14 protein-coding genes and 2 pseudogenes are annotated in these 20,521 nt (G+C 60.9%); 12 read left to right on the plus strand and 4 right to left on the minus strand.

Features of this window, described 5'->3' with window-relative positions; genetic code table 11:
- The first annotated feature begins 3 nt into the window (after nucleotides 1-3).
- From HDG37_RS28485 to HDG37_RS28500, 4 genes are all read left to right on the plus strand, one after another.
- Nucleotides 4-333 (plus strand): hypothetical protein, encoded by a 330-nt coding sequence (locus HDG37_RS28485; RefSeq protein ID WP_184053369.1) that lies wholly within the window; start codon nucleotides 4-6, stop codon nucleotides 331-333.
- Nucleotides 330-1,280, plus strand: a complete 951-nt coding sequence (locus HDG37_RS28490; protein ID WP_184053371.1) for a cytochrome c oxidase assembly protein — start codon at nucleotides 330-332, stop codon at nucleotides 1,278-1,280. Before HDG37_RS28485 ends, HDG37_RS28490 begins: the two co-directional genes overlap by 4 nt.
- Nucleotides 1,277-2,638, plus strand: a complete 1,362-nt coding sequence (locus HDG37_RS28495) for a cytochrome c (protein ID WP_184053373.1) — start codon at nucleotides 1,277-1,279, stop codon at nucleotides 2,636-2,638. The genes HDG37_RS28490 and HDG37_RS28495 overlap by 4 nt, the downstream gene beginning before the upstream one ends.
- A gap of 105 nt (nucleotides 2,639-2,743) precedes the next feature.
- On the plus strand, nucleotides 2,744-3,022 hold the full coding sequence (locus HDG37_RS28500; RefSeq protein ID WP_184053375.1) for a DUF2934 domain-containing protein: 279 nt from the start codon (nucleotides 2,744-2,746) through the stop codon (nucleotides 3,020-3,022).
- Between the two features lie 15 nt (nucleotides 3,023-3,037).
- Here HDG37_RS28500 and nadE read toward each other — a convergent pair whose 3' ends face one another.
- Nucleotides 3,038-3,898, minus strand: coding sequence for an ammonia-dependent NAD(+) synthetase (gene nadE, locus HDG37_RS28505; protein ID WP_184053377.1), 861 nt, complete (start codon nucleotides 3,896-3,898; stop codon nucleotides 3,038-3,040).
- A gap of 14 nt (nucleotides 3,899-3,912) precedes the next feature.
- Nucleotides 3,913-4,437, minus strand: coding sequence for a CinA family protein (locus HDG37_RS28510; protein ID WP_184053379.1), 525 nt, complete (start codon nucleotides 4,435-4,437; stop codon nucleotides 3,913-3,915).
- A 255-nt stretch (nucleotides 4,438-4,692) separates the two neighbouring features.
- On the opposite strand from HDG37_RS28510, the gene HDG37_RS28515 reads away from it, so the two are divergent.
- From HDG37_RS28515 to HDG37_RS28555, 8 genes and pseudogenes are all read left to right on the plus strand, one after another.
- The gene (locus HDG37_RS28515; protein ID WP_184053381.1) at nucleotides 4,693-6,702 is read left to right on the plus strand and encodes a protein-L-isoaspartate(D-aspartate) O-methyltransferase; all 2,010 of its coding nucleotides are present in this window, start codon (nucleotides 4,693-4,695) and stop codon (nucleotides 6,700-6,702) included.
- A 331-nt stretch (nucleotides 6,703-7,033) separates the two neighbouring features.
- A complete protein-coding gene (locus HDG37_RS28520; protein ID WP_184053383.1) occupies nucleotides 7,034-8,338 on the plus strand; it encodes a cation:proton antiporter in 1,305 nt (434 codons plus the stop codon).
- A 165-nt stretch (nucleotides 8,339-8,503) separates the two neighbouring features.
- Complete coding sequence (locus HDG37_RS28525; RefSeq protein WP_184053385.1) at nucleotides 8,504-9,937, plus strand: site-specific integrase; 1,434 nt, start codon at nucleotides 8,504-8,506, stop codon at nucleotides 9,935-9,937.
- A 10-nt stretch (nucleotides 9,938-9,947) separates the two neighbouring features.
- On the plus strand, nucleotides 9,948-11,975 hold the full coding sequence (locus HDG37_RS28530; RefSeq protein ID WP_184053387.1) for a hypothetical protein: 2,028 nt from the start codon (nucleotides 9,948-9,950) through the stop codon (nucleotides 11,973-11,975).
- A 291-nt stretch (nucleotides 11,976-12,266) separates the two neighbouring features.
- A complete protein-coding gene (locus tag HDG37_RS28535) occupies nucleotides 12,267-14,291 on the plus strand; it encodes a hypothetical protein (protein WP_184053389.1) in 2,025 nt (674 codons plus the stop codon).
- Nucleotides 14,292-14,413: 122 nt separating this feature from the next.
- A complete protein-coding gene (locus tag HDG37_RS28540) occupies nucleotides 14,414-14,839 on the plus strand; it encodes a hypothetical protein (RefSeq protein WP_184053391.1) in 426 nt (141 codons plus the stop codon).
- Nucleotides 14,840-15,567: 728 nt separating this feature from the next.
- Nucleotides 15,568-16,482 (plus strand): annotated as a pseudogene (locus tag HDG37_RS28550) (IS110 family transposase); the annotation flags it as partial.
- 277 nt (nucleotides 16,483-16,759) lie between these two features.
- Nucleotides 16,760-17,776, plus strand: a pseudogene (locus tag HDG37_RS28555) (transposase).
- Nucleotides 17,777-18,021: 245 nt separating this feature from the next.
- Here HDG37_RS28555 and HDG37_RS28560 read toward each other — a convergent pair.
- Both HDG37_RS28560 and HDG37_RS28565 read right to left on the minus strand, forming a co-directional pair.
- Nucleotides 18,022-18,567 carry a DNA-binding protein gene (locus HDG37_RS28560; RefSeq protein WP_184053393.1) on the minus strand — a complete coding sequence of 182 codons (546 nt, stop codon included), beginning with the start codon at nucleotides 18,565-18,567 and terminating at the stop codon, nucleotides 18,022-18,024.
- Nucleotides 18,568-18,948: 381 nt separating this feature from the next.
- Nucleotides 18,949-20,505, minus strand: coding sequence for a cytochrome c peroxidase (locus tag HDG37_RS28565; protein WP_184053395.1), 1,557 nt, complete (start codon nucleotides 20,503-20,505; stop codon nucleotides 18,949-18,951).
- Between the last annotated feature and the right edge of the window lie 16 nt (nucleotides 20,506-20,521).

Consider the following 20,521-nt stretch of genomic DNA (forward strand, 5'->3'; position numbering starts at 1 on the left):
CCGATGGATATCTGGCTAGGATTGCTCGCGGCACCCACGGCGGTGCTCGCCACCCAGAGCATCGACTATGCGCTGATCCGGCTCGCCTGCGCGAGCGGCGCCGCATGGCCGATGCACGCGGTCAGCGCGGCGGCGTTCGCGTTCTGCGCGTTTGCCGCGTGGCTCGCATACGGACGCTGGCGTGCCGAACGCTCGCTCGGCGAGCCCGCCTATGCGCGACGCGACGCGCGCGCCGGCTTTTTCGCGCTGATGGCGATGATCGTCGGTGCGCTGTCCGCGCTCGTGCAACTCGCGATGTGGTTCCCGCAATGGCTGCTGCCCGCTTGCCGATGACACGGCACATCCATTGGGCCGCATGCCTGGCCTGGCTGCCCAGCACGACGGCCGCCGCGCATGTGCTGTCCGACGCCGATCGCGCGACCTTGTCGTTCGGCTGGAGCTTCGAGCCGTGGGTCGTCGCGTTGCTGGCGCTCAGCATCGGCGCGTATCTGATCGGCTATGCGCGGCTGCGGCGCCGCTCGCGCGCGCGGCGGCGCGGGGTCGGCGCGCGCACGCTGCATCTGCTGGCCTTCGCCGGCGGTTGGAGCGCGCTCGTGCTCGCGTTGATGTCGCCGCTCGATACGTTGTCAGGGGCGCTGTTTTCCGCGCACATGGTGCAGCACGAATCGATGATGCTGATCGCGGCGCCGCTGTGCGTGGCGGGGCGTCCGCTTGCCGTATGGATGTGGGCGCTGCCGCGGCGCGCGCGTCTGGCGGTCGGGCGGGCGGTGCGCGCTCGACCGTTCGCGCGCGCGTGGCGCTGGCTGACCGCGCCGCTGGTCGCGTGGTTGCTGCACGCCGTCGCTTTATGGGCGTGGCATGCGCCGACGTTGTTCGAGGCCGCGCTTGCGCATCCAACCGTGCATACATTGCAGCACGCCAGCTTTTTGCTGAGTGCGCTGATCTTCTGGTGGACCGTGACAGGCGACGGCGCCCGCCGCGGCAACGGCGGCCACGCGATGCTGTCGCTGTTCACGACGATGGTTCACACGAGTGCGCTCGGCGCGCTGATCACGCTTGCGCCGGGCCTCTGGTATCCGTCGTATATCGAACCGTGCGCGGCGTTGGGCATCAATCCCCTGCACGATCAGCAACTGGGCGGACTGATCATGTGGGTGCCGGGCGCGATGGCCTATCTGGCCGGCGGGCTGCTCGTCGCGGCGCGCTGGCTGAGCCGCGCGGACCGGCAGCCGGCATTCACGTACGACGCGGCGCGGGCCCGCGGGGAGGGCGCGCCATGATGCGAAGGCACGCCGCGGCGCGAGCGGCGGCAGCGGGTGCGTTGCTGGCGGTGTGCGTCGGGTTGTCGGCGAGCGCATTCACCGGTGGATCGAGCGCGGCGGATGCGTCGGCGGCGAGCACTGACGCGCAGGCTTCGGGCGACGCGGCGAGCATCGAGCCGTCCCAGCTCGCGCGTGGCGAGTACCTGGCGAAAGCCGCCGATTGCGCCGGCTGCCACACCGCGCCGCAGGGCGGCGCGCCGTTTGCGGGCGGCCTTGGCATGGGGTCGCCGTTCGGCACGATCGTGTCGAGCAATATCACGCCGGACCCGCAGTACGGCATCGGCCGCTACACGTACCAGGACTTCGAGCGCGCGCTGCGCGAAGGTGTCGCGCGCGGCGGCAAGCGGCTCTATCCGGCGATGCCATACGTGTCGTTCTCGAAGCTCAGCGACGAGGACGTGCATGCGCTTTACCTATACATGCTGCACGGCATCGCGCCGGTCGCGAAACCGACCCCGCGCTCGGACGTCGCGTTTCCGTTCAACCAGCGCTGGGCGCTGCGCTTCTGGCAGATGGTCTTCGTGCCCTCGCAGCCATATGTGCAGCGTCCGCAAAGCGACGCGATATGGAATCGCGGCGCGTATCTGGTGCAAGGCCCCGGACATTGCGGCGCGTGTCATACGCCGCGCGGCAAGTTCTACCAGGAAAAAGGCCTCAACGAGTCGTCGAGCGACTATCTGGTGGGCGGCGTCAACGATCACTGGTTCGCGCCGAACCTGACCGGCGACATGGGCTCAGGACTCGGCCGGCTCACCGCCGCGGACATCGCCGCGTTCCTGAAGACCGGCCACGGCGCGGGCGTCATCGCGTACGGCAGCATGGTCGAACAGGTCGAGGACAGCACGCAGTATCTGACCGACGACGATCTGCATGCGATCGCGCATTACCTGAAGTCGCTGCCCGCGCAACAGCCGTCGGGCACCTATACGCACGGCGCCGATCCAGCGCGTTCCAGCGTGAACGGCAGCCGCGTGCCCGACTCGCTGAGCGTCGGCTTCAACGTCTACCAGTCTTTCTGCGCAAGCTGCCATCACGCGGATGGGCGCGGCGTGCCGAACGTGTTCCCGGCGCTCGCGGGCAACCCTTCGGTGATCGCGGAAGACACCACGTCGCTGATCCGGCTGCTCGTCGAAGGCGGCAACAGTCCGGCGACGCGAAGCGGTCCGTCACGTCAGTCGATGCCGCCGTTCGCGGCGACCCTCGCCGTCGTCGAGATCGCGCAGGTGTTGACGTATATCCGCAGCGCCTGGGGCAACAACGCGCAGTCCGTCACCGCCAACGACGTCGCGACGCTGCGAAACGAGTTGCACAAATAGCAGCACACGCCGCGCGGAACAACGCTTGCTCGCCTGTCGCTCGCCGTCATTCGGGCACGGCGCGCGTGGCGCCGTACCGCATCGCTCACGTTCACGGAGAGACACATGGACAAGGAACTCGAAGCCCGCATCCGCACGCGGGCGTATCACATCTGGGAAAACGATCCGTCGCCGGAAGGCAGGGCCGACGACCATTGGGAAGAAGCGCGCCGGCAGATCGAGGCGGAAGGCGCGGTCGATGGGGCTGCCGCGCCGCAGGAGCCGACCGATCAGTCCGCCGATCGCGACCGCGGCTCGCGCATCGCGCCCGAACAGCAACTGCAGGAAATGCCCGGCGAGGACATCGAGCCGCCGAAGCGCGCCAAACGTCCGCGCGCCGGATGAGCGGGCGCCGCGCTTTCACTCCGACGCCGACGATGGCGTCGGAGCCACCGGCAGCGCGCGCTTGTGGCGCGTCGCCATGTAAAAGCGGCGGATCGTGGTCAAGACTTCTTCACTGACGGGCTTGCCTTCGAGGAAGTCGTCGATGTCCTGGTAGCTGATGCCGTAGCTGTCCTCGTCCGGCTTCTGCGGCGTCAGCGATTCGAGGTCCGCGGTCGGCACCTTGTTGACGAGCCGCTCAGATGCGCCGAGCGCATGCGCGAGCGCGCGCACGCGGCGGTTCGTCAGACCGGCGAGCGGCAGGATATCGGCGCCGCCGTCGCCGAACTTCGTGAAGAAGCCCATCAGTGATTCGGCCGCGTGGTCGGTGCCTATCACCACGCCGACCCGCGCGCCCGCAATCGCGTACTGCGCGATCATGCGTTGCCGCGCCTTGATGTTGCCGAGCACGAAGTCTTCCTGAAAGTCGTCGACGTACTGCACGTTGCCGCGTTTGAGCGAAGACAGCATCGCGTCGGCGGGCTCCTTGATATTGACCGTCAGCGTTTCGTCCGGACGGATGAACGCGAGTGCGGCCGAGGCGTCCTCTTCGTCGCGCTGGCTGCCGAACGGCAGACGCACCGCGACGAAACGGGCTTCATAGCCGCCGGCGCGCAGACGTTCGACGGCAAGCTGCGCGAGGCGCCCCGCGGTCGACGAATCGACGCCGCCGCTAATGCCCAGCACGTAGGCGCGCAGGCCTTGCGACGCCAGGTAGTCGCCGAGGAACGCGACACGCCGCTCGCGTTCGCGGGCCACGTCGAAATCACGCTCGACGCGGAGTTCGTCAATCACTGCCTGTTGCCAGGCGTTGGCGTCGAAGGAAGATTGCAGATTCATCGTTCGGTCTCTCTTCAGTGGTCCCGCTGGATGCGCGGGAGTTGATCGAAGTAATGCTCGACGCGCGACAGCGCATACAGCGCGGCGGCCGAACGCACGTCGTTGCGGTCGCCCGAAAAGCGCCGCGTCTCGGCGAACGTGACGAACTGATCGCCCGGCCGCCGGAACGCCCACGCGAAGCATTGCGTGCCCTGTGGCGGATCGTCATCCGAGCCGCCATGCGCGCCGCCATCGGCGAGCCCCGTGTTCGATACCGCGATGTCCGCGCAGCAGCCTTCCTGGCGCAACGCGCCCTCGGCCATTTCGCGCGCGACCGCTTCGCTGGTGAGTCCGTATTGCTTCATCGTGCTTTGCCGCACGCCGAGAAACCCTGCTTTGCCCGATGGCGAGTAGCTGACGAAGCCGACGTCGAGACATGCGCCGCTGCCCGGCACGCTCGCGAGATATGACGCGATCTGGCCGCCGGTGCAGGATTCGGCGGTCGCGAGCTTCAGACCTCGCGAGCTGAGGAAGGATACGACCTGGATGGGAATGCTCATGATTTTCGCCCTTGTTGTGCGACGGAATCGGACCGGCGTTTTGTTCGCTCAAGCGCTCGCGCCGGAACCGCAGCAAATATCGGTCCGCGGTCGCGGACCGCGGGCGCGTGCCGGCGGCTTCACGCTTCGCGCATCGCCACCGGTCCCCGCCGGCGGTATGCTCGTTGCTGAAGCGTGGAACAGCAGTGCGCTCGCGCGCGGCCCCGTGGCAAGTGCGGAGCGCGCGCAGCGCTGCGCATTCGCGAGGAGGCGGCGATGAGCGATTTCGACGAAGCGCGCGCATGGATGGTCGAACGGCAGGTCGTGCAACGCGGCGTGCGCGACGACTACGTGATCGAGGCGATGCGGCGCGTGCCGCGCGAGGCGTTCGTGCCCTCCGATCTGCGCGAATTCGCGTATGACGATACGCCGCTGCCGATCGGCGGCGAGCAGTCGATCTCGCAGCCGTACATCGTCGCGAAGATGCTCGCGGCCGCCGAGTTGCAGCCCGGCGATCGCGTGCTCGACATTGGCACGGGCTCCGGCTATGCGGCCGCGATCGCCGCGGAGATCGCGGGCCGGGTGGATTCCATAGAACGCGACGCGAGCCTCGCCGAGGGCGCGCGCGAGCGCTTGCGGCGGCTCGGCTACGAGAACGTCGAAGTGCATGTCGGCGACGGCACCGCAGGTCTTGCCGCGCATGCGCCCTATAACGCGATCATCGCGGCGGCTGGCGGACCGCATGTGCCGCGAGCGCTGCGCATGCAACTCGCCGTGGGCGGACGGCTCGTGATGCCGGTCGGCAGCAGTCAGAGCCGTCAGCGGCTCGTGAAGATCGTGCGGCGCGACGAACACGACTTCGACGAAGATGCGTTCGGCGACGTGCGCTTCGTGCCGCTCGTCGGCGACGATGGCTGGCCGGAGCCAGGCGGCGCGGCGCGCGCGGATTGGCGGCCCACGCCCGCCCCGCTCGCACCTACGCCGGCCGCACTCGAACTAGCGATTCGCGAGGCGGCCGAACCGTTGCCCGACATCGATTCCGCGGAATTCGCGGCATTTTTCGACCGCTTCGCCGGGCATCGGGTCGTGCTGCTCGGCGAGGCCAGTCACGGCACGTCGGAGTTCTACCGTGCGCGCGCGGCGATCACGCGGCGCCTCGTCGAGCAGCACGGTTTTTCGATGATCGCGGTCGAGGCCGACTGGCCCGACGCCGCGATCGTCGACCGGCATGTGCGCGATCGGCCGATGCCCGGCGGGCGGTCCCGACCGTTTCGCCGCTTTCCGACCTGGATGTGGCGCAACACCGACTTCATGGGCTTCGTCGCGTGGCTGCGCTCGCACAACGCTGCGCACCCCGAGCGCGAAACGCGCTTTTACGGGCTCGATATCTACAGCCTTTCCGAATCGATCGACGCGGTATTGCGCTATCTCGACAGCGTCGACCCTGCCGCGGCGCGCATCGCTCGCGAGCGTTATGGGTGCCTCAGTCCGTGGCAGAAAGATCCGGCCGTGTATGGACGCGCCGCGTTGAGCGGCGGCTACGCGCAGTGCGAAGAACACGTGGTCGCGCAACTCGGCGATCTGTTGAAAAGCCGGCTCGACTATGCGCGCGAAGACGGCGAGCGCTTCCTCGACGCGGCGCAGAACGCGCGGCTCGTGGCGGTCGCCGAGCACTACTATCGCGCGATGTACTACGGCGGGCCGCAAAGCTGGAATCTGCGCGACACGCATATGTTCGACACGCTGCGTCATACGCTCGACAGCCGCGGGCCGCAGGCGCGTCTGGTCGTGTGGGCGCACAACTCGCATATCGGCGACGCGAGCGCCACTCAGATGGGCCGCATGCAGGACGAGATCAATCTCGGCCAACTGTGCCGCGCGCAGTTCGGCGACGCGGCGGCGCTGATCGGGTTTGGCACGCACAGCGGCACGGTCGCCGCGGCGAGCGATTGGGGCGGACCGATGGAGGTCAAAACCGTGCAGCCATCGCTCGCGGGCAGCGTCGAATTCAGCATGCACGGCACGGGTCTCCCGCGCTTCCTGCTCGACCTGCGGCCCGGGATGCACGACACGCTGCGCGAACGGCTGCGCGCGCCGCTATTGGAGCGCTTCATCGGCGTCATCTACCGTCCCGGGACCGAGCGGTATAGCCATTACGCGCAAGCGTCGCTGGCCGAGCAGTTCGATGCGTTCGTGTGGTTCGATCGCACGAGCGCGGTGAGCGCGCTGCCCGTTTCCGCCGACGAAAAGAACCACGCGGCGGAGACTTTTCCATTCGGTGTGTGAGGGCGATCGGCACGCTCACGCCTCAGGCGAGGAACGCGGCTTGCAACGGAACGGATAGTGCATTCCAGCTGGTCCGAACCGAGGGGGTCGCTCATGAACAAGGTTGTACAGCGCCTTGCCGTCGCCGCGATGTCGGGTGTTGCCAGTGGCGTCGTCTGCGCGCACGGCGCCTGGCGAGTCGAGCCGCGACCAGGCGAACCGTGAACACGCGGGGCGCGCGAACCAGGCCGCGGTTCAGCACGGACAGTGCCGCTGGCATAGCGCGAGCAGCGCGCGCTAGCGGCGACGCGGCCCGGCTGCCGCCGTCGCCGCGCGTGCTCGCGATTCCGCCATGAAGGACGAACCGGTCTGGTTCCTGCTGATCGGCGCGCTGCTCACGTTCATGGCCGTCGCGCGCGGGCCGATCCGCCGCTTGCCGCTGACCGGCGCGATGATCTATCTGCTGGTCGGCGTGGCGGTCGGGCCGGCCGTGTCCGGGCTCGTCGGGGTCGATCTGCTCCGCAATACCGCGTTGCTCGCGACGCTGGCTGAAGTCGGGCTCGTCGTGTCGTTGTTTTCGATCGGCATGCATCTGCGCGTGCGGCTGCGCAATCCGCTGTGGTTGTTGCCGCTGCGGCTCGGCGGCCCGGCGATGCTCTTCACCGTCGCCTTGATGTTCGGCTTCACCGCTTTGGTGACCGGCCGCGCGGACGGCGCGGCGTTGTTCCTCGCGGCCGCGCTCGCGCCGACCGACCCGGTGCTCGCCAACGAGCTGCGCGTGACGCAAGCTGGCGACGACGAGCCCGTGCGCTTCGCGTTGTCGGGGGAAGGCGGCCTGAACGACGGTGCCGCCTATCCGTTTGCGGTGCTGGGACTGACGCTTGCCGGCGCGAGGCTGTTCGGCTCGGGTAGTGGCGTGCATTTCGTCGGCTCGGTGCTGTGGGGGATCGTCAGTGCGCTCGTGATCGGTTGCGTGTTTGCGATCGTGTTCGCGCGCGCGATTTTCTTTCTGCGCACCCGCTACGGCGAAGCGATCGGTCTCGACGGGTTTCTCGCGCTAGGCCTGATGTCGACCTCGTACGGCGCGGCGCTGCTGCTGCACGCGTATGCGTTCGTCGCGGTGTTCGTGGCGGGCGTCGCCGTCCGTCACGAGGAACTGCGCGCGACGGGCGACAAGAATCCCTCGGAAGTGCTCGACGAGGTGCAGCACGGCGAACAGGTCGATGTCGCCCAGGATCCAGAAATGGCGCATGCGGTCCTCGCCGAATCGATGATGGGCTTCATGCGCGAAATGGAGCGACTCGCGGAGTTGTCGCTGATGCTGATCATCGGCTGCGTCGTGTCCGCGCACTGGCGCGAGATGTTCGATCTGCGCGCCGTGTTGCCCGCGGTGTTTCTGTTTTTCGTCGCGCGGCCGCTGTCCGTCGTCGTCGCGATGATGGGTGCGCGCATCGACAATAGCCAGCGGCATCTGATGGCGTGGATGGGGATTCGCGGCGTCGGCGCGTTTTACTACCTGATGTTCGGCCTCGAATACGTGCGTGGCGCGATGACGCCGCTGCTGCCCGCCGTGCTCGATGCGATCGTGTTGTCGGTGCTGCTGCATGGCTCGACCGCGAACTATCTGTTGCGGCGGTATTTCGACCGGCGTCGCTGAATGAAGCGACGGGCGCGATGGCGCGCGTGAGTTGTCGCGCCGCGCTCCGCCTGGCTCTCGTTTGCCGCTCCTTGTATCGCAGTGTATCCGCGCGGCCCGGGGATACGTGCGCTTACCAAACCCGCTGATCCAGACACATGCGAGATACGTCGGCGCGTTATAGCCATGCCCAAAAATACCAGATGGAAGTTGACTGTTGCGGGAGATTCCGATAGCTTCGAGTTACCTCACCGTTCGGTGCTGTCGACGATGACTTACCACGTGATGTACAGCGACCCGTCCGTGACAACCCGAGCAGGGTTCGGAAAAGTCGCGGGCTTGCCCTACATACTCGATTCACGTCCCGGTTACCACCGATTGGGCAGTCGGTATTTGATTGACCGTGGGTTGGGTGTTTGGGACCCGGTTAAACGTGGGGTAGGTCTTCCGGAGGCGTTGCCCTCCGACCAGTCGATGAAGGATTATGCGGATTGGTTAGCAAACTTCCTTGAGTATGCTGACGTCCGCAAAATTGATCTGCGGACGTGTGACTACATCACAGCAATTAGGGACGGCTATCAGAAAGAACAAGTTGAAGGCACGTGGTCCCGAGACGGTCAGCCACTTGCTCCCAATTCCGTAAATGTGCGCGTCGACCATGCGTGCAACTTTCTCTTGTGGATGGTGGATAAAGGTCTTCGGCCGAAGTTCGACATTCCTTCGGTTACCGTAACTGTTTCATCGCGAAAGGCGTCGAATTCGAGAGGACACAGTGAAACGACGAAAGATGTTCGGGCTGGAAGACTTCGAAAAGACAAACGAACTCTCCAGATGCCGACCGAGCAGGAGCTTAGGAAATGGCTTGACGCGGTCTATCGTCGCAACGGCTACGCGAAAGGGCTGATGTGTGAGTCAGTGTTGCTCACCGCAATGCGCCGGACAGAGATCTCGCGCTTTAGAGTTGACGGTCTGCCTGAGGACAGGCGGAATTGGCGAACGCACAGTCCAGACGCTCCCCTGAGACAGCAGAAGGTTCTTATTTCCATCCGCTATGGAACGAAGGGGCCAGACTATGGAAAAGACCACGGTGACAAGATCGGACCGAGCAGGTCCATATGGGTGCCAGTAAAACTTGCGCAGCGTTGGGATGAATACCGGAAAGCCAAGCACGGCCGCATCGCTGCGCTCAAAATATGGGTGAGCGGCGCTAGAACAAAGAGCGAACGTAAGGAGCGAATCGACAACGCCGTCCACATGTTCCTCGACGAGCGAACTGGCTTGCCCATCACAAGCAAGCAACTCTACCACGCATGGACAAATGTTGAACTGCCTTACGACGGCTGGTCTTGCCATCTAGGCCGTGATTGGTGGGCGTGCGCAACGCTCATCGCGTACATGAAACCGTATATTCCGGCCGGGCGTGTTGATGCCGCGCAGGAGCGGAAATTAGAGATGGCAGCTGTCGATGTCATTCGTTTTGTCATTCAACCGCAACTTGGACACGCGGATGACGAGACATCGATGATTTACCTGCGCTGGTTCATGAACCTCATAGCGAACAATCTTTGGATCAGTTACGAGGATGATTTAAATAGTGGTTCGGTCGGCAACGGCGCTTGAGGGACACATTATGAGTATACGCAAGCACGACAAGGATCACAAACGCCCGCATAACCCAACCGAAGAAGATAAGCCCCCGGTTTCGATTCCAATGCAGCGCCCCGAATTTGGCGACCCTCTGCAATTCTGGACGCTACACTCCGAGCCGGTGTTCGTGGACCTTCACCCTTTTAAGGACGGGCAACTGGAGCCACGGGGGTATGGGCTCTGGAACGGAATGTACAGGGGAAGGCCTGAATTGATATATGAAGTTGCCCCCGCCTTCCAGGCATTGACTGAATATCTCGCGCCGTCAAGTGTTGCCTTAGATCTCACGACTTTGCGCAACTGGTGGCGCATATTCGACCAAATCGAGTCAGAATGCGTCTCGAGCGGCGTGCCAGTGATTCGCGTGAAAAATTTGTCAGATATAACGGAAATCCATCGGAATCGCGCGGTCGAAAGTGGAATGGACGTCACACAGTTTCGACGCTTCCGGCGTCTTCTAGAGCTTGCTAGGCGGATGCGGGAATTGCCCAAATTGCATTGGGCAGGTATGAAAGATCCGATTCCCCAAAATTATCTCCCGCCACCAGACGGGATTAGGATGATTCGCATTGAATTAAAGCATTCTTGGTTTCGACTTCTCTGGCGATGGGAGCGGACTGACAATCTATTACGGGTCGGAGGAAAATCGTCTTCGTCGGAAAACGAGAGACTGCGAAGAAACTACAGACGTTTCCGCATGGCTGTCAATAGAAATGCGCAACCTCGCCCGCGTAGCGAAGCGCTTTACGGGAATGTCAATGAAAAACATTTCCGAAAGCGAGGCTATAGCATAGAAGATATGTTTCTCGGATTTTACCCAGACGGATCTGATATTAGAGATGCATTTCATTTGTGTTTGGCTGCAACCGGATGGAATGCTGCAGTCCTAATTCAATTGGATGTCGACGAGGACTTTATCGTCCAGCATCCAAAGGATGCTACCCGATATATCATGTATGGGAAAAAAAGGCGCGGAAATTCAGAGCAGATTTATGAAGGGTTGTACAAATCTCAAAGCTCTGCCGGGATGGTCATAAAGGCTCTCATAGAGCGCACGGCTCCTTTGAGGACTCAGCTGCGGAAGAACCTGATAGCATTGGAGGGTCGATATCGCACACTTCAGTCGAGCGGTGCGAACGCACAAGATCTCTCCGATTTAAAAGAAAAAATCGAAGAGTTGAAACTCGGGGTTCGGTCACCATGGCTCTATGCGAACTATAGATCTCCGGCGGACATGCAATGGCTCAGCAGCAACGACTATGGGCGTTCTCCATCGGGCCCTGGTTCATATATTAACGTCGTTATCGAGCGCGTGAATCGTGGTTGTCCGCCAGAGAAGCGCATTCAACGCTTTGTGGCAGGGGATCTCAGAGATGCATTCGCTGAGTATGCCTATCGGGTCAGTGGCGGAATGCTCTTATATGTCATGAAGGCGTTAGGACAGAAGACGCTTAAGTCCACGGTAAGGTACGTAGACAACACTTTTGTCAACGCAGAGACTGACAAGCTCTACATGATTTTCAGCGAGAATCTATGGGATGAAATCAGGCAGACCGAGAAGGTCGATCCGGCTATTCTCGCCATACGTTCCCGTGATGGAAGCGTGACAACGAGCCAGAGGGGGCGGCTCGATGAATACCGGAAATTGAGTCGTAGCCGAATCGGTATGGGATGTAAAGATCCTCACAATCCTCCACGCCACATCGCGCCAGATTTTGTTCCCGATGGGAAATCGAATTGTCCCGTTCAGAGATGCACACTATGTTTAGAGAATGGCGTAGTCTTTGCTGAGAGCATTGATGGACTTTGCATGCGTTTCGTAGAACTTGAGTACATAAAATCACACATATCTGTTACCGCATTTCTTGAATCATCGTTCGGAGAAGAGATTGAAAATACAGAATTCGCACTGAAGCATTTCGACGGGCGAGAGGTCGAGTTGCGCCTGCAACAATGGCGGAAGCGAGTGAACTCGGGTGAGCATCGTGTCGTTGACCTAGATGGCGTTTGAGCGATGAGCAAAAGAAATGTCTCGCAACGGTCAGTGCCGCAAGAAGAATGTTTAGACTGTCAAGTATTTGACGAGAATGGTGTTGACGGGACTGCTAACCGCGCGCGTCTGCGGGTGGAGGTCGAGTCCATACAGCGCGCTGGCAGCGACAGTCTGACGACGATTCAGTCTCTCCTCCGGCATGGGAGCAAGTTCGGCTATTGGGATACACCGCGTGATTGGGCGCCTACGCAGGTTGGCCAAGCAACACTACATGTGGATTTACGAAGCCGAATTATTCACTTTCTACCCATGACCATGAAGGGACTATGTCCTGAGGGGACGCCCTTGAACGCGAGAGGTCGGGAATCGGAAGCGGAGAGGCTTGGCCGAATTGTGGAGGGGGCAGTTCTGATCATCACACGGTACTTGCTTCTGCTTCGGATTGGTCCGGTCGGATTTCGTAGCCGTGATTCCTCTCTTGATCCGACAACCATACGGGGCCTTGCGTACGACATACTTCCTAAGCTCTTCGCGGTGTCCATCGCCTCATTCGTCTCTAGCATATCAGCGAACGAGGCGGACGTTCCAGCGGACTTTCTAAGGCATGTCCCACTCGAATATGTCGATTCGCTTGCGAAGACTGCAAAGAGGAGAACTGTTGCTGAGCTTCAACGTATGTTCATGCTCGAATCAATGGGTCTCTGGAATCAAGTGCCGGTTCTTGAACACGATAACCGACGAACAACCCCCGTAGCCGGACCGGGGAAGCCGAAAACTGACGAAGACAAATCTGTACCGTACCAGCCGTTGCCAGATGACTACGTTGCAGCAATGGGTGCGAGAAGCTTGTGGCTTATCGAGAATATTGGGCCAGTCATAATCCCGGTGCTCCGGAAAATGAAAGAGATTTATGTCAAGGAAGATAAGCCGGAATTGGGTACAAAGGGCGTGAGGACTAGGCGGAGACGCAAGTTAAAAGAGTTTCTTTCGGGTCACGTGTGGAAAGATCGCGAAGGTAACACTATCGAGTCGTTACCCTTCCCAATATACTCTCCGAACACGGCAGGTCGATACTCGAAGGTAAGCGGGCTAACTCCTGAGGCCGGGGCTGGTGATGCAGAAATACATCGTCTTGCATGGCCGCCGAAGCTGCCCTCAGAAGTGTTTGCCATCGCAAACACGGTTCAGCTTGCACACATGTTCCTTGTAGGTATGACTTTAGCTGGTCGCAAAGGAGAAATAATTTCGCTGGAGCGTAACTGCGTGCGATATGCCAGGAATGGAAGGCCCTATGCGAATGGGAAAACCTATAAGTTGGTCGAACGGCATGGCGGTGAATGGAGAGATTGGATCTTACCTGACATTGCTGCTGCGGCAATCGAGCAACAGGTTCGGCTAGTTCGCGCGTTGGAAACCATCGGAAATCAAGAGCCAGAGCGAAGTGTCGAACGGGAAAAAGGCACAAATTTTGGAACACATTTGTGGTCGCAATCCGGCATCGGGTACGGCGATCGTGCATCACCGCTGTTGAAATTCAACTGGGCGTTAGGGCAATATGCGCGAACTCTCTGTTTGGAAACGCATCCCGGTGGAATGGCGTTTACCTCGCATAGACTGAGAAAGACGGTGGCGCGGCTCGTCGCGCTAGCGCTTACACAAGCCCCAAAGATACTTATGAGGGTTTTTGGGCATAAAGCGGTTGAGATGACGATGACCTACATTATGACCGACAAAGGTCTCCGTGCGGAGATAGAGCAGCTATGCCGCGAACTCAGGGTCATGAGGGCAACCGAAGTTGTACAGAAGATGATTGAAGCCGAAGATGCGGAAGGTCCTTCGTTGGTCAATGGCGGATTTGGCGGGCCTGCAGCAACGACGTTCCGACAGGCCGTTGCGGTTCAGAAAGAAGGGCTACACCATGCCGGAATGGAGTGGGGCGCGGAGAATGCAAAGGAGCTTGCCGAGGTACTCACGTTGCAGGGCAAAGCTTGGCACTACGTCCGGCCTGGGATCATTTGCACGAAGTTTCCGGGCACCGAAGCGGGTCCATGCAATAAGAGCCGTGGGCACCCCGAACCTGCTCGATGCCAAACGCATTGTCGACACCGACTCGAAGAAGCGTTTCTAAGGGAAGACGTCGATGGAGCGATAAGAGATTCCATCAAGGCCTACAACGAAGCCTCCGTAGCGGGAGAGGATCTGATGCGGGAATCTTGGGCCGGTCAGATAAGAATGCACATTCGGCGATTTGAGGACATTCGCGCGAAGTGGAGTAATGACCCAACTGTTCAGCTTGTCCTCAATGAGGTCGACCACGACGGAGCGGTAACATGACGAGGGCGTACTTGAAGGGGAAGAGGGTTACGTCAGACGCTTCTCGCGCTTTGATGCGCGATAGTGCCCTAGAACGAGGGAAGGCTCGATCACAGGATGTTGAAAAGCGTGTCCGAGATGTTATGAATGGCATCGATGAAGAGATGGCAAGAAACGGTGGTGTCTATCCGCATAATGGCGGCGCGGTGTCAGCAGCGGAGGTAGCGCGCCGGGCCGGGATTCATGAAACGACGTTTTACACTGCTAAGCAGCGTGACCTCGGGAAAGAGGTCAAGGCGTGGATTTCCGGGTTAAAGGCCACGAATGTGGTTGGCCGGGTTCGTCTTCGCAGAACGGTCGCTGAACGGCTGCAAGAATGGATGGAAAACTATAAGGGCCTCGCTCAGTCACACCGTGACACTGAGCTGGAGCTACAACAAGTCGAAGCCGATCGGGACGCGGCGCTAGTCGAGCTGGAAAGACTGCGAAACGAAAATGCAACTCTTCGCGAAAATCTTTCCGTGTCAGCGGCAGGGCGGGTTGTCGGATTTCCGCCTCAAAATCGCTGATGTCTACTGCGAGCCTTGGCGATTCCTTGAGAACGGGGTTGTTTGCTATCTCAGGGGCCGTTAAGGATGCTTTGACTCAACAATTCTAACAAGTGATTTCAGTGTAGCGCCTAGAACGCGCGCCACCAGCGTAGGCAGCCGGCGGTACGTTCTGTCGCATCGTCTGCTGCAACCGTGGAGCGGCCCCCTGAATCTCCGGACACAGTCTCCCACTAAAACAACGGGTAGGTATAGGACTGTGTTAATGGGATGGTCGCCCCCGCCTCCGTGGCAAGAGTACGCTACGGAGGCAATCACCGAGGGGAACCATCATGGAAGAAGTGACGCTCGTCGGAATCGATCTTGGGAAGCATTCGTTTCACTTACACGCCCAGGACCAAAAGGGTAAAGAGGTCTTTCGCCGGAAAGTGACACGCAGGCAGCTCGTTGTGTCAGCGGCGACGTGGAATTCGATGAAAACGGACGGTTTGAAATTCACATTGATGAAGCGATAGCGCGACGGCGGGATAAATAGTCAATCTGGCTCTGCGACCGCGGCTGACCTCAGTGGCTAATCCGCTGAGAATGCGGCAACCACGCGGGAAGCAGGAGAATGGAGCGAGGAAAAATAAAGAAGACTGAGGCTCTCGATAAACCGGGCCCCGAAGAAAATGAACCAAGAAAAGTTGGTTCCACGCAGTGAGTTTCACACTGTCAGTTTTTGACGACTTTCAGATCGCCGATGACACGTTGAGCTATTGGCGAATTTTCCCGCCTGTACTATTGCAATGGAGGCATGTGCCGGTGCGCATTTCATGGCGCGCACGCTGGGTGGCTTGGGCCATCACGTCCGGCTCATTGCCCCACACCTTGTTCGGCCGTTCGTCAAAAGCAATAAAAACGACTTTGCCGACGCCGAGGCGATCTGCGAAGCGGCATCGCGCCCGTCCATGCGATTCGTCACACCTCGAACAGAGCCGCAGCAAGTCCTGTCAGCACTGCATCGAATTCGGGAATCGTTCGTGCGCGACCGTGTGTGCACCGGAAACCAAGTTCACGGAATTCTTCTGGAGTTCGGCGTCAGTTTGCCCGTGGGCAGCACGGCGTTGAAGCGTTTGCCAACCATCATCGCCCAGCATTCACTTCCCCCCCGGCTCGTGATGATGCTTGAGAGGCTTCATGCCCACTACAAGTATCTCGACGGACAGATTGCCGACCTCGACAAGGAGCTGGCTCGCCAGTTGAGTGACGATGATCTCGGGCAGCGGCTACTGACGATCCCCGGAGTCGGCCCAATTACGGCAAGCGTGCTGTCAAGCGAGGTCGGTGACGGGAAGCAGTATCGAAACAGTCGTGATTTCGCTGCCTCAATCGGCCTTGTTCCGCGTCAGCACAGTACAGGCGGCAAAGCGACTCTGCTCGGCATCAGCAAGCGAGGGGACAAGAATATCAGGCGTCTCCTTGTGCAGTGCGCGCGCTCCTATATGCGTGACGTCGAAAGAAGATCTGGTCCTCTTGCTGACTGGGTACGTGCTCTCCTCGGGCGACGACACTCGAGCGTTGTGGCCTGCGCGCTGGCCAACAAGCTGGCCCGGATCGCGTGGGCCATAGCTGCACGGCACACGGTATTCGAAGCTACCGGTTCTCGATTGCAGGATGCCTGAGAGAGGCTGTTAGCGTTGGATTAACCATCTGGTTTTGCGATCGCTGGAAATTGATGACGTGAACGGCATACCGGCCTGAACGAACAACCCGATAGTCAAGGAGGCTTCCAAAGCCGATGTGTTTTTTAGGATCGTCAGGTGCGACTCTCATCGTGGCGCTGGGGCAGTGACCCCATGAGGACGCCGAATAGATTTGCGCAAGCCCGTAACATCGTCGAAACCGGCATTTGCAAAAATGGGGGCGACCATAGATTTGACTAACTTCAGGCAGGAAGTGATGGAAGTGTTGACGGGCCCGGAGCGTCGGCGGCGCTGGACGGTGGAACAAAAGCTGGCGATGGTGCGAGAGAGCCTTCGAGCCGGGAAAATCGGTTTCGATGGTCGCGCGCCCGCACGGCGCGAACCCGAACCAGCCGTTCCACTGGCGCAAGCTTTACTAGGACGGGAGCCTGTCAGCGGTCAAGGCTGGCGAAGAAGTTGTCCCTGCATCGGATTTGGCCAATGCACTCAAGCAGATCGCGAACTGCAACGGATGCTCGGCAAGAAGACAACGGAGAATGAGAACGTTTGCGAAGCAGTCGAGTATGGTCGGGCAGAAATGGATAGCGCACTCGCCTTTGCTGCCGGAGGAAGACCAGTGAAGCTGGTTTGTGAAGTTCTCGGCGTGTCGCGCTCGAACGTATCGGCACGACTGTCGTGTCCGGCTACCTGGCGAGATGGACGTCAATCGAGGCATACCGACGATGCGAGCGTGGTCGAGGAAATTCGCCGCGTCGTCGGCGATTTGCCGAGTATGGCTATCGCCTGGTTCGGGGCAAGGTGCGCAACGAACGCGTTGCGCTTGGGCTGGTCCCGTTCAATGCAAAGCGCGTCTATCCCGTCATGCGCACATACGACGGCAGGCCATAGCGGCGACATCGTGCGCGACGTGATGCTGACTGCGGTGGGAAATCGCTTCGGCAATGCGTTGCATACGCCATCAGAAATCGAGTGGCTGAGCGACAATGGCTCGGGCTACACAGCCGACGATACGCGCCAGTTTGCGAGGAACATCGGGCTGAAGCCATTGACCACTCCGGTCTATAGCCCGCAAAGTAACGGTATGGCTGAGAGCTTCGTCAAGACGATGAAGCTTCATTACGTCGCCTTCATGCCGAAGCCGGACGCAGCGACCGCTGCACGCAACCTGGCCATCGCGTTCGAGCATTAGAACGAGAAGCATCCCTATAGCGCGTTGAAATACCGTTCGCCTCGCGAGTTCCGCCGCTCGATGGATTCAGCAACCATAGTGTGAACCTGTGTTCGAGATTACAGGGTCAACTCCAAACCGCATTATAGTGGGCGGGTGCAGTAGCTGGCAGGAGCCACACCGATGCCCACATTGTGCGCGCGGCGTACTGCGGCCAATAGCCCTCTCTGTACTGTGAAGTTCTCGAGGCGCTGTTGCTCCGTCTGGACCGTGTCGCGCTGGTGCGCGGTTTCACGCACTAGCTGTTTGGAAAGCCGCGCACGCTCGGCGGCAAGTTGGCTCTCATCCTTCTACGCCGAGTTGGCGGCCCCGGCCTCCAGCTGCGCCTGCAGAATCTTCAAGGGTCGCAGTCCGCTTCGTGGCCCGTTCAATATTCGCACAGCCACCGCTAGGGCGGCGTCTCGGGCGCTTAGCTGACTCCGCACGTCCGCGAACTCGACCCGCAGCAGTTCGACCTTCAGCGCGGCGTTGTGCTGTGCCTCAGCTGCGGCTCCCACCAAGGCTTCGGCCTCGCGGCATAGCCGCACCGTACTGTCCAGCTGCGTGGCGACTGCGGCCTCCCACGACACGGGCATCTGCGCGGCGATCTCCGGCGGCACGTCGGGCAACGCGAAGCCGGTGAGGCCCGCGTGCACAACCTCCGCCTCGATGGCGTTCAGGTGCCGCGAGAGCGTGGCGGGGGGCGCCGGCGCCGAGACGTGCCCCGAAGCTTGCGCAACGAGACGATCTTCCGGAAAAGGGGCATCGGACGCGAGGGTGGGGTCGCCCGCCTCGGCGAGCATCGCGAGGATGGTGGCGCGGATCGCGTCGGGGGTCACGGCGGCGGGGCGGGCCATGGAGGACCTCCTGCAGCGGACCGGCCACAGACGGCAAGCAAACGGGCAGCAAACGACGGCGCGTGGCGGGACGTCGGGAAAGGCCAGCCGCGCGAGGCGCAGGGCGGTTTATTTAGTCTGTATTACGCACAGGCCTGACGCAAGAAAACCGCATTTGTCGCGATTAAAAAAGGTCTCGCCGCGATAAACGCCCTTATCGCGGCCAGCGCACGACTTCGCCCGACGCCCGAAGCCGCAGCCGACAATTGGTCACCGTGGCGCGTGGGACAGGCATCGACGCAGGGTTAAGCACTGCGGGATGGGACCCACTTCCGAGCACTTTATTAGTGAGTAAGCTACCTCGTACGGACCTTCAGGAGCGGCAGCTTGCCCGTGCGGACTTCACGAACTCGCACCGTATCCATCAGCGCATCCCGTCTTGAACGCACGTACGCGCGGCGCGAGGGTGTAGCCATCGTAACGACGGAGCAATGCGATGGAGAACACCACGGGAGAGACTGTATCGACGGGCACGCGGCGGCCTCGGCAGGGCGAGGCGTTCTGGCGAGAGATGGTCATGGCATGGAAAGGAAGCGTACCCGTTAGCGTCCTCAGGAACGCGACGATTGCGTCAATGTCCGATTCCGCCAATTGTTTGCCGACCTGATATATCGCCATGTCACGTACAGCTTCGCGCAGATCGATGCGGCTGCCGTCGTGGAAATAGGGCGCGGTCAGCTCAACGTTGCGCAGCGTCGGCGTCTTGAACGCATGGCGATCGAGCGGATCTTTCGTAAAGTTGGCGCGGCCGTTGTCCGCGTCGGTGCGCGCGTAGCCCCGCGCGGCGAAGTAGTCGGCCGCGAGGCCCATCCGTTCGAACGACTGCCCGCCCAGATTCTTGCCAACGTGGCAGGTCGCGCAATGGTTTGCCTTGAATAACTGGTAGCCGCGCAGTTCCTCGCTATTCAGCACACCCCTGTCGCCGCGCAGGTAAGCATCGAAGCGACTCGGCGTTAGCAGTGTCGTCTCATATTCGGCGATCGCGTCTGTGATGTTCTCGCCTGACCAACCGTCCGGGTACACCCGCAAGAACTGTTGCGTCAGCGATGAGTCCTGTTTCAGCTTATTGATGATCTCACTCCATGACGTGGACGCCATTTCGACCGGATTCAGCGGTGGGCCGCCGGCCTGTTCCTGCAGCGTGGCGGCGCGACCGTCCCAGAACTGCTTGCGGTTGAGTGCCGAATTGAACACTGTCGGTGCGTTGATTGCACCCAACTGGCCACCCACGCCGGACGAAACCTTGTTTCCATCTACGCCGCCGATCGCTAGCTTGTGGCAGCTCGCACACGATATCGTGTTGTCCACCGATAGTCTGACATCGTTGAAAAGCTGTTTCCCGAGCGCGACCTTGCCCGCGTCAGTCGGCAAGGAATGTGGCAACGGTTGTACCGGCTCGTTAGCGAACTCTGGTGCAACGCCGGGCGTCGCATATGCGCTGTGTCGCTGTGACGCGATCCAGTCGACAAGCGCGCGTTGATCGTCGCCGCTCAAGCCGGTGGTCCAGTGTACGAAGCGGAACAGCTTTGGTGGCATGCTGCGTTCGTTCACAACGGTTTCCAGCTTTGCAAGATCGGCTTCGGGGGCCGGTACGCCACTTTCGAGCGCCGCGTACAGGCTGTCGATGCGGAAGTAGGCGAGGCCCGTCTGTATGTCGTGCTCGGCTAGCTGACGAATGCCCGGTAGCGCGGCATAGTTGGGCAGGACAGTTTTCGTCGAGTGGCAGTAATAGCACGCGTTTCGATCCAACACTTCGCGGATGCCGAATGCTTGTGGGGACGCAGCCAGTCTCACGGCCGCTCTTTCCGCATAGTCCTTGTCGTGTATGTACGCGATACCGCTGATGCAGAGATAGCCTATCAGCACGACGGCGATCGACACGATCAGCAGTTTTTTCACTTGCTCTCCTGTTTCG

Origin of the sequence: Paraburkholderia sp. MM5384-R2, from assembly GCF_014201025.1 — a bacterium.
GTDB classification, from domain to species: Bacteria; Pseudomonadota; Gammaproteobacteria; order Burkholderiales; family Burkholderiaceae; genus Paraburkholderia; species Paraburkholderia tuberum.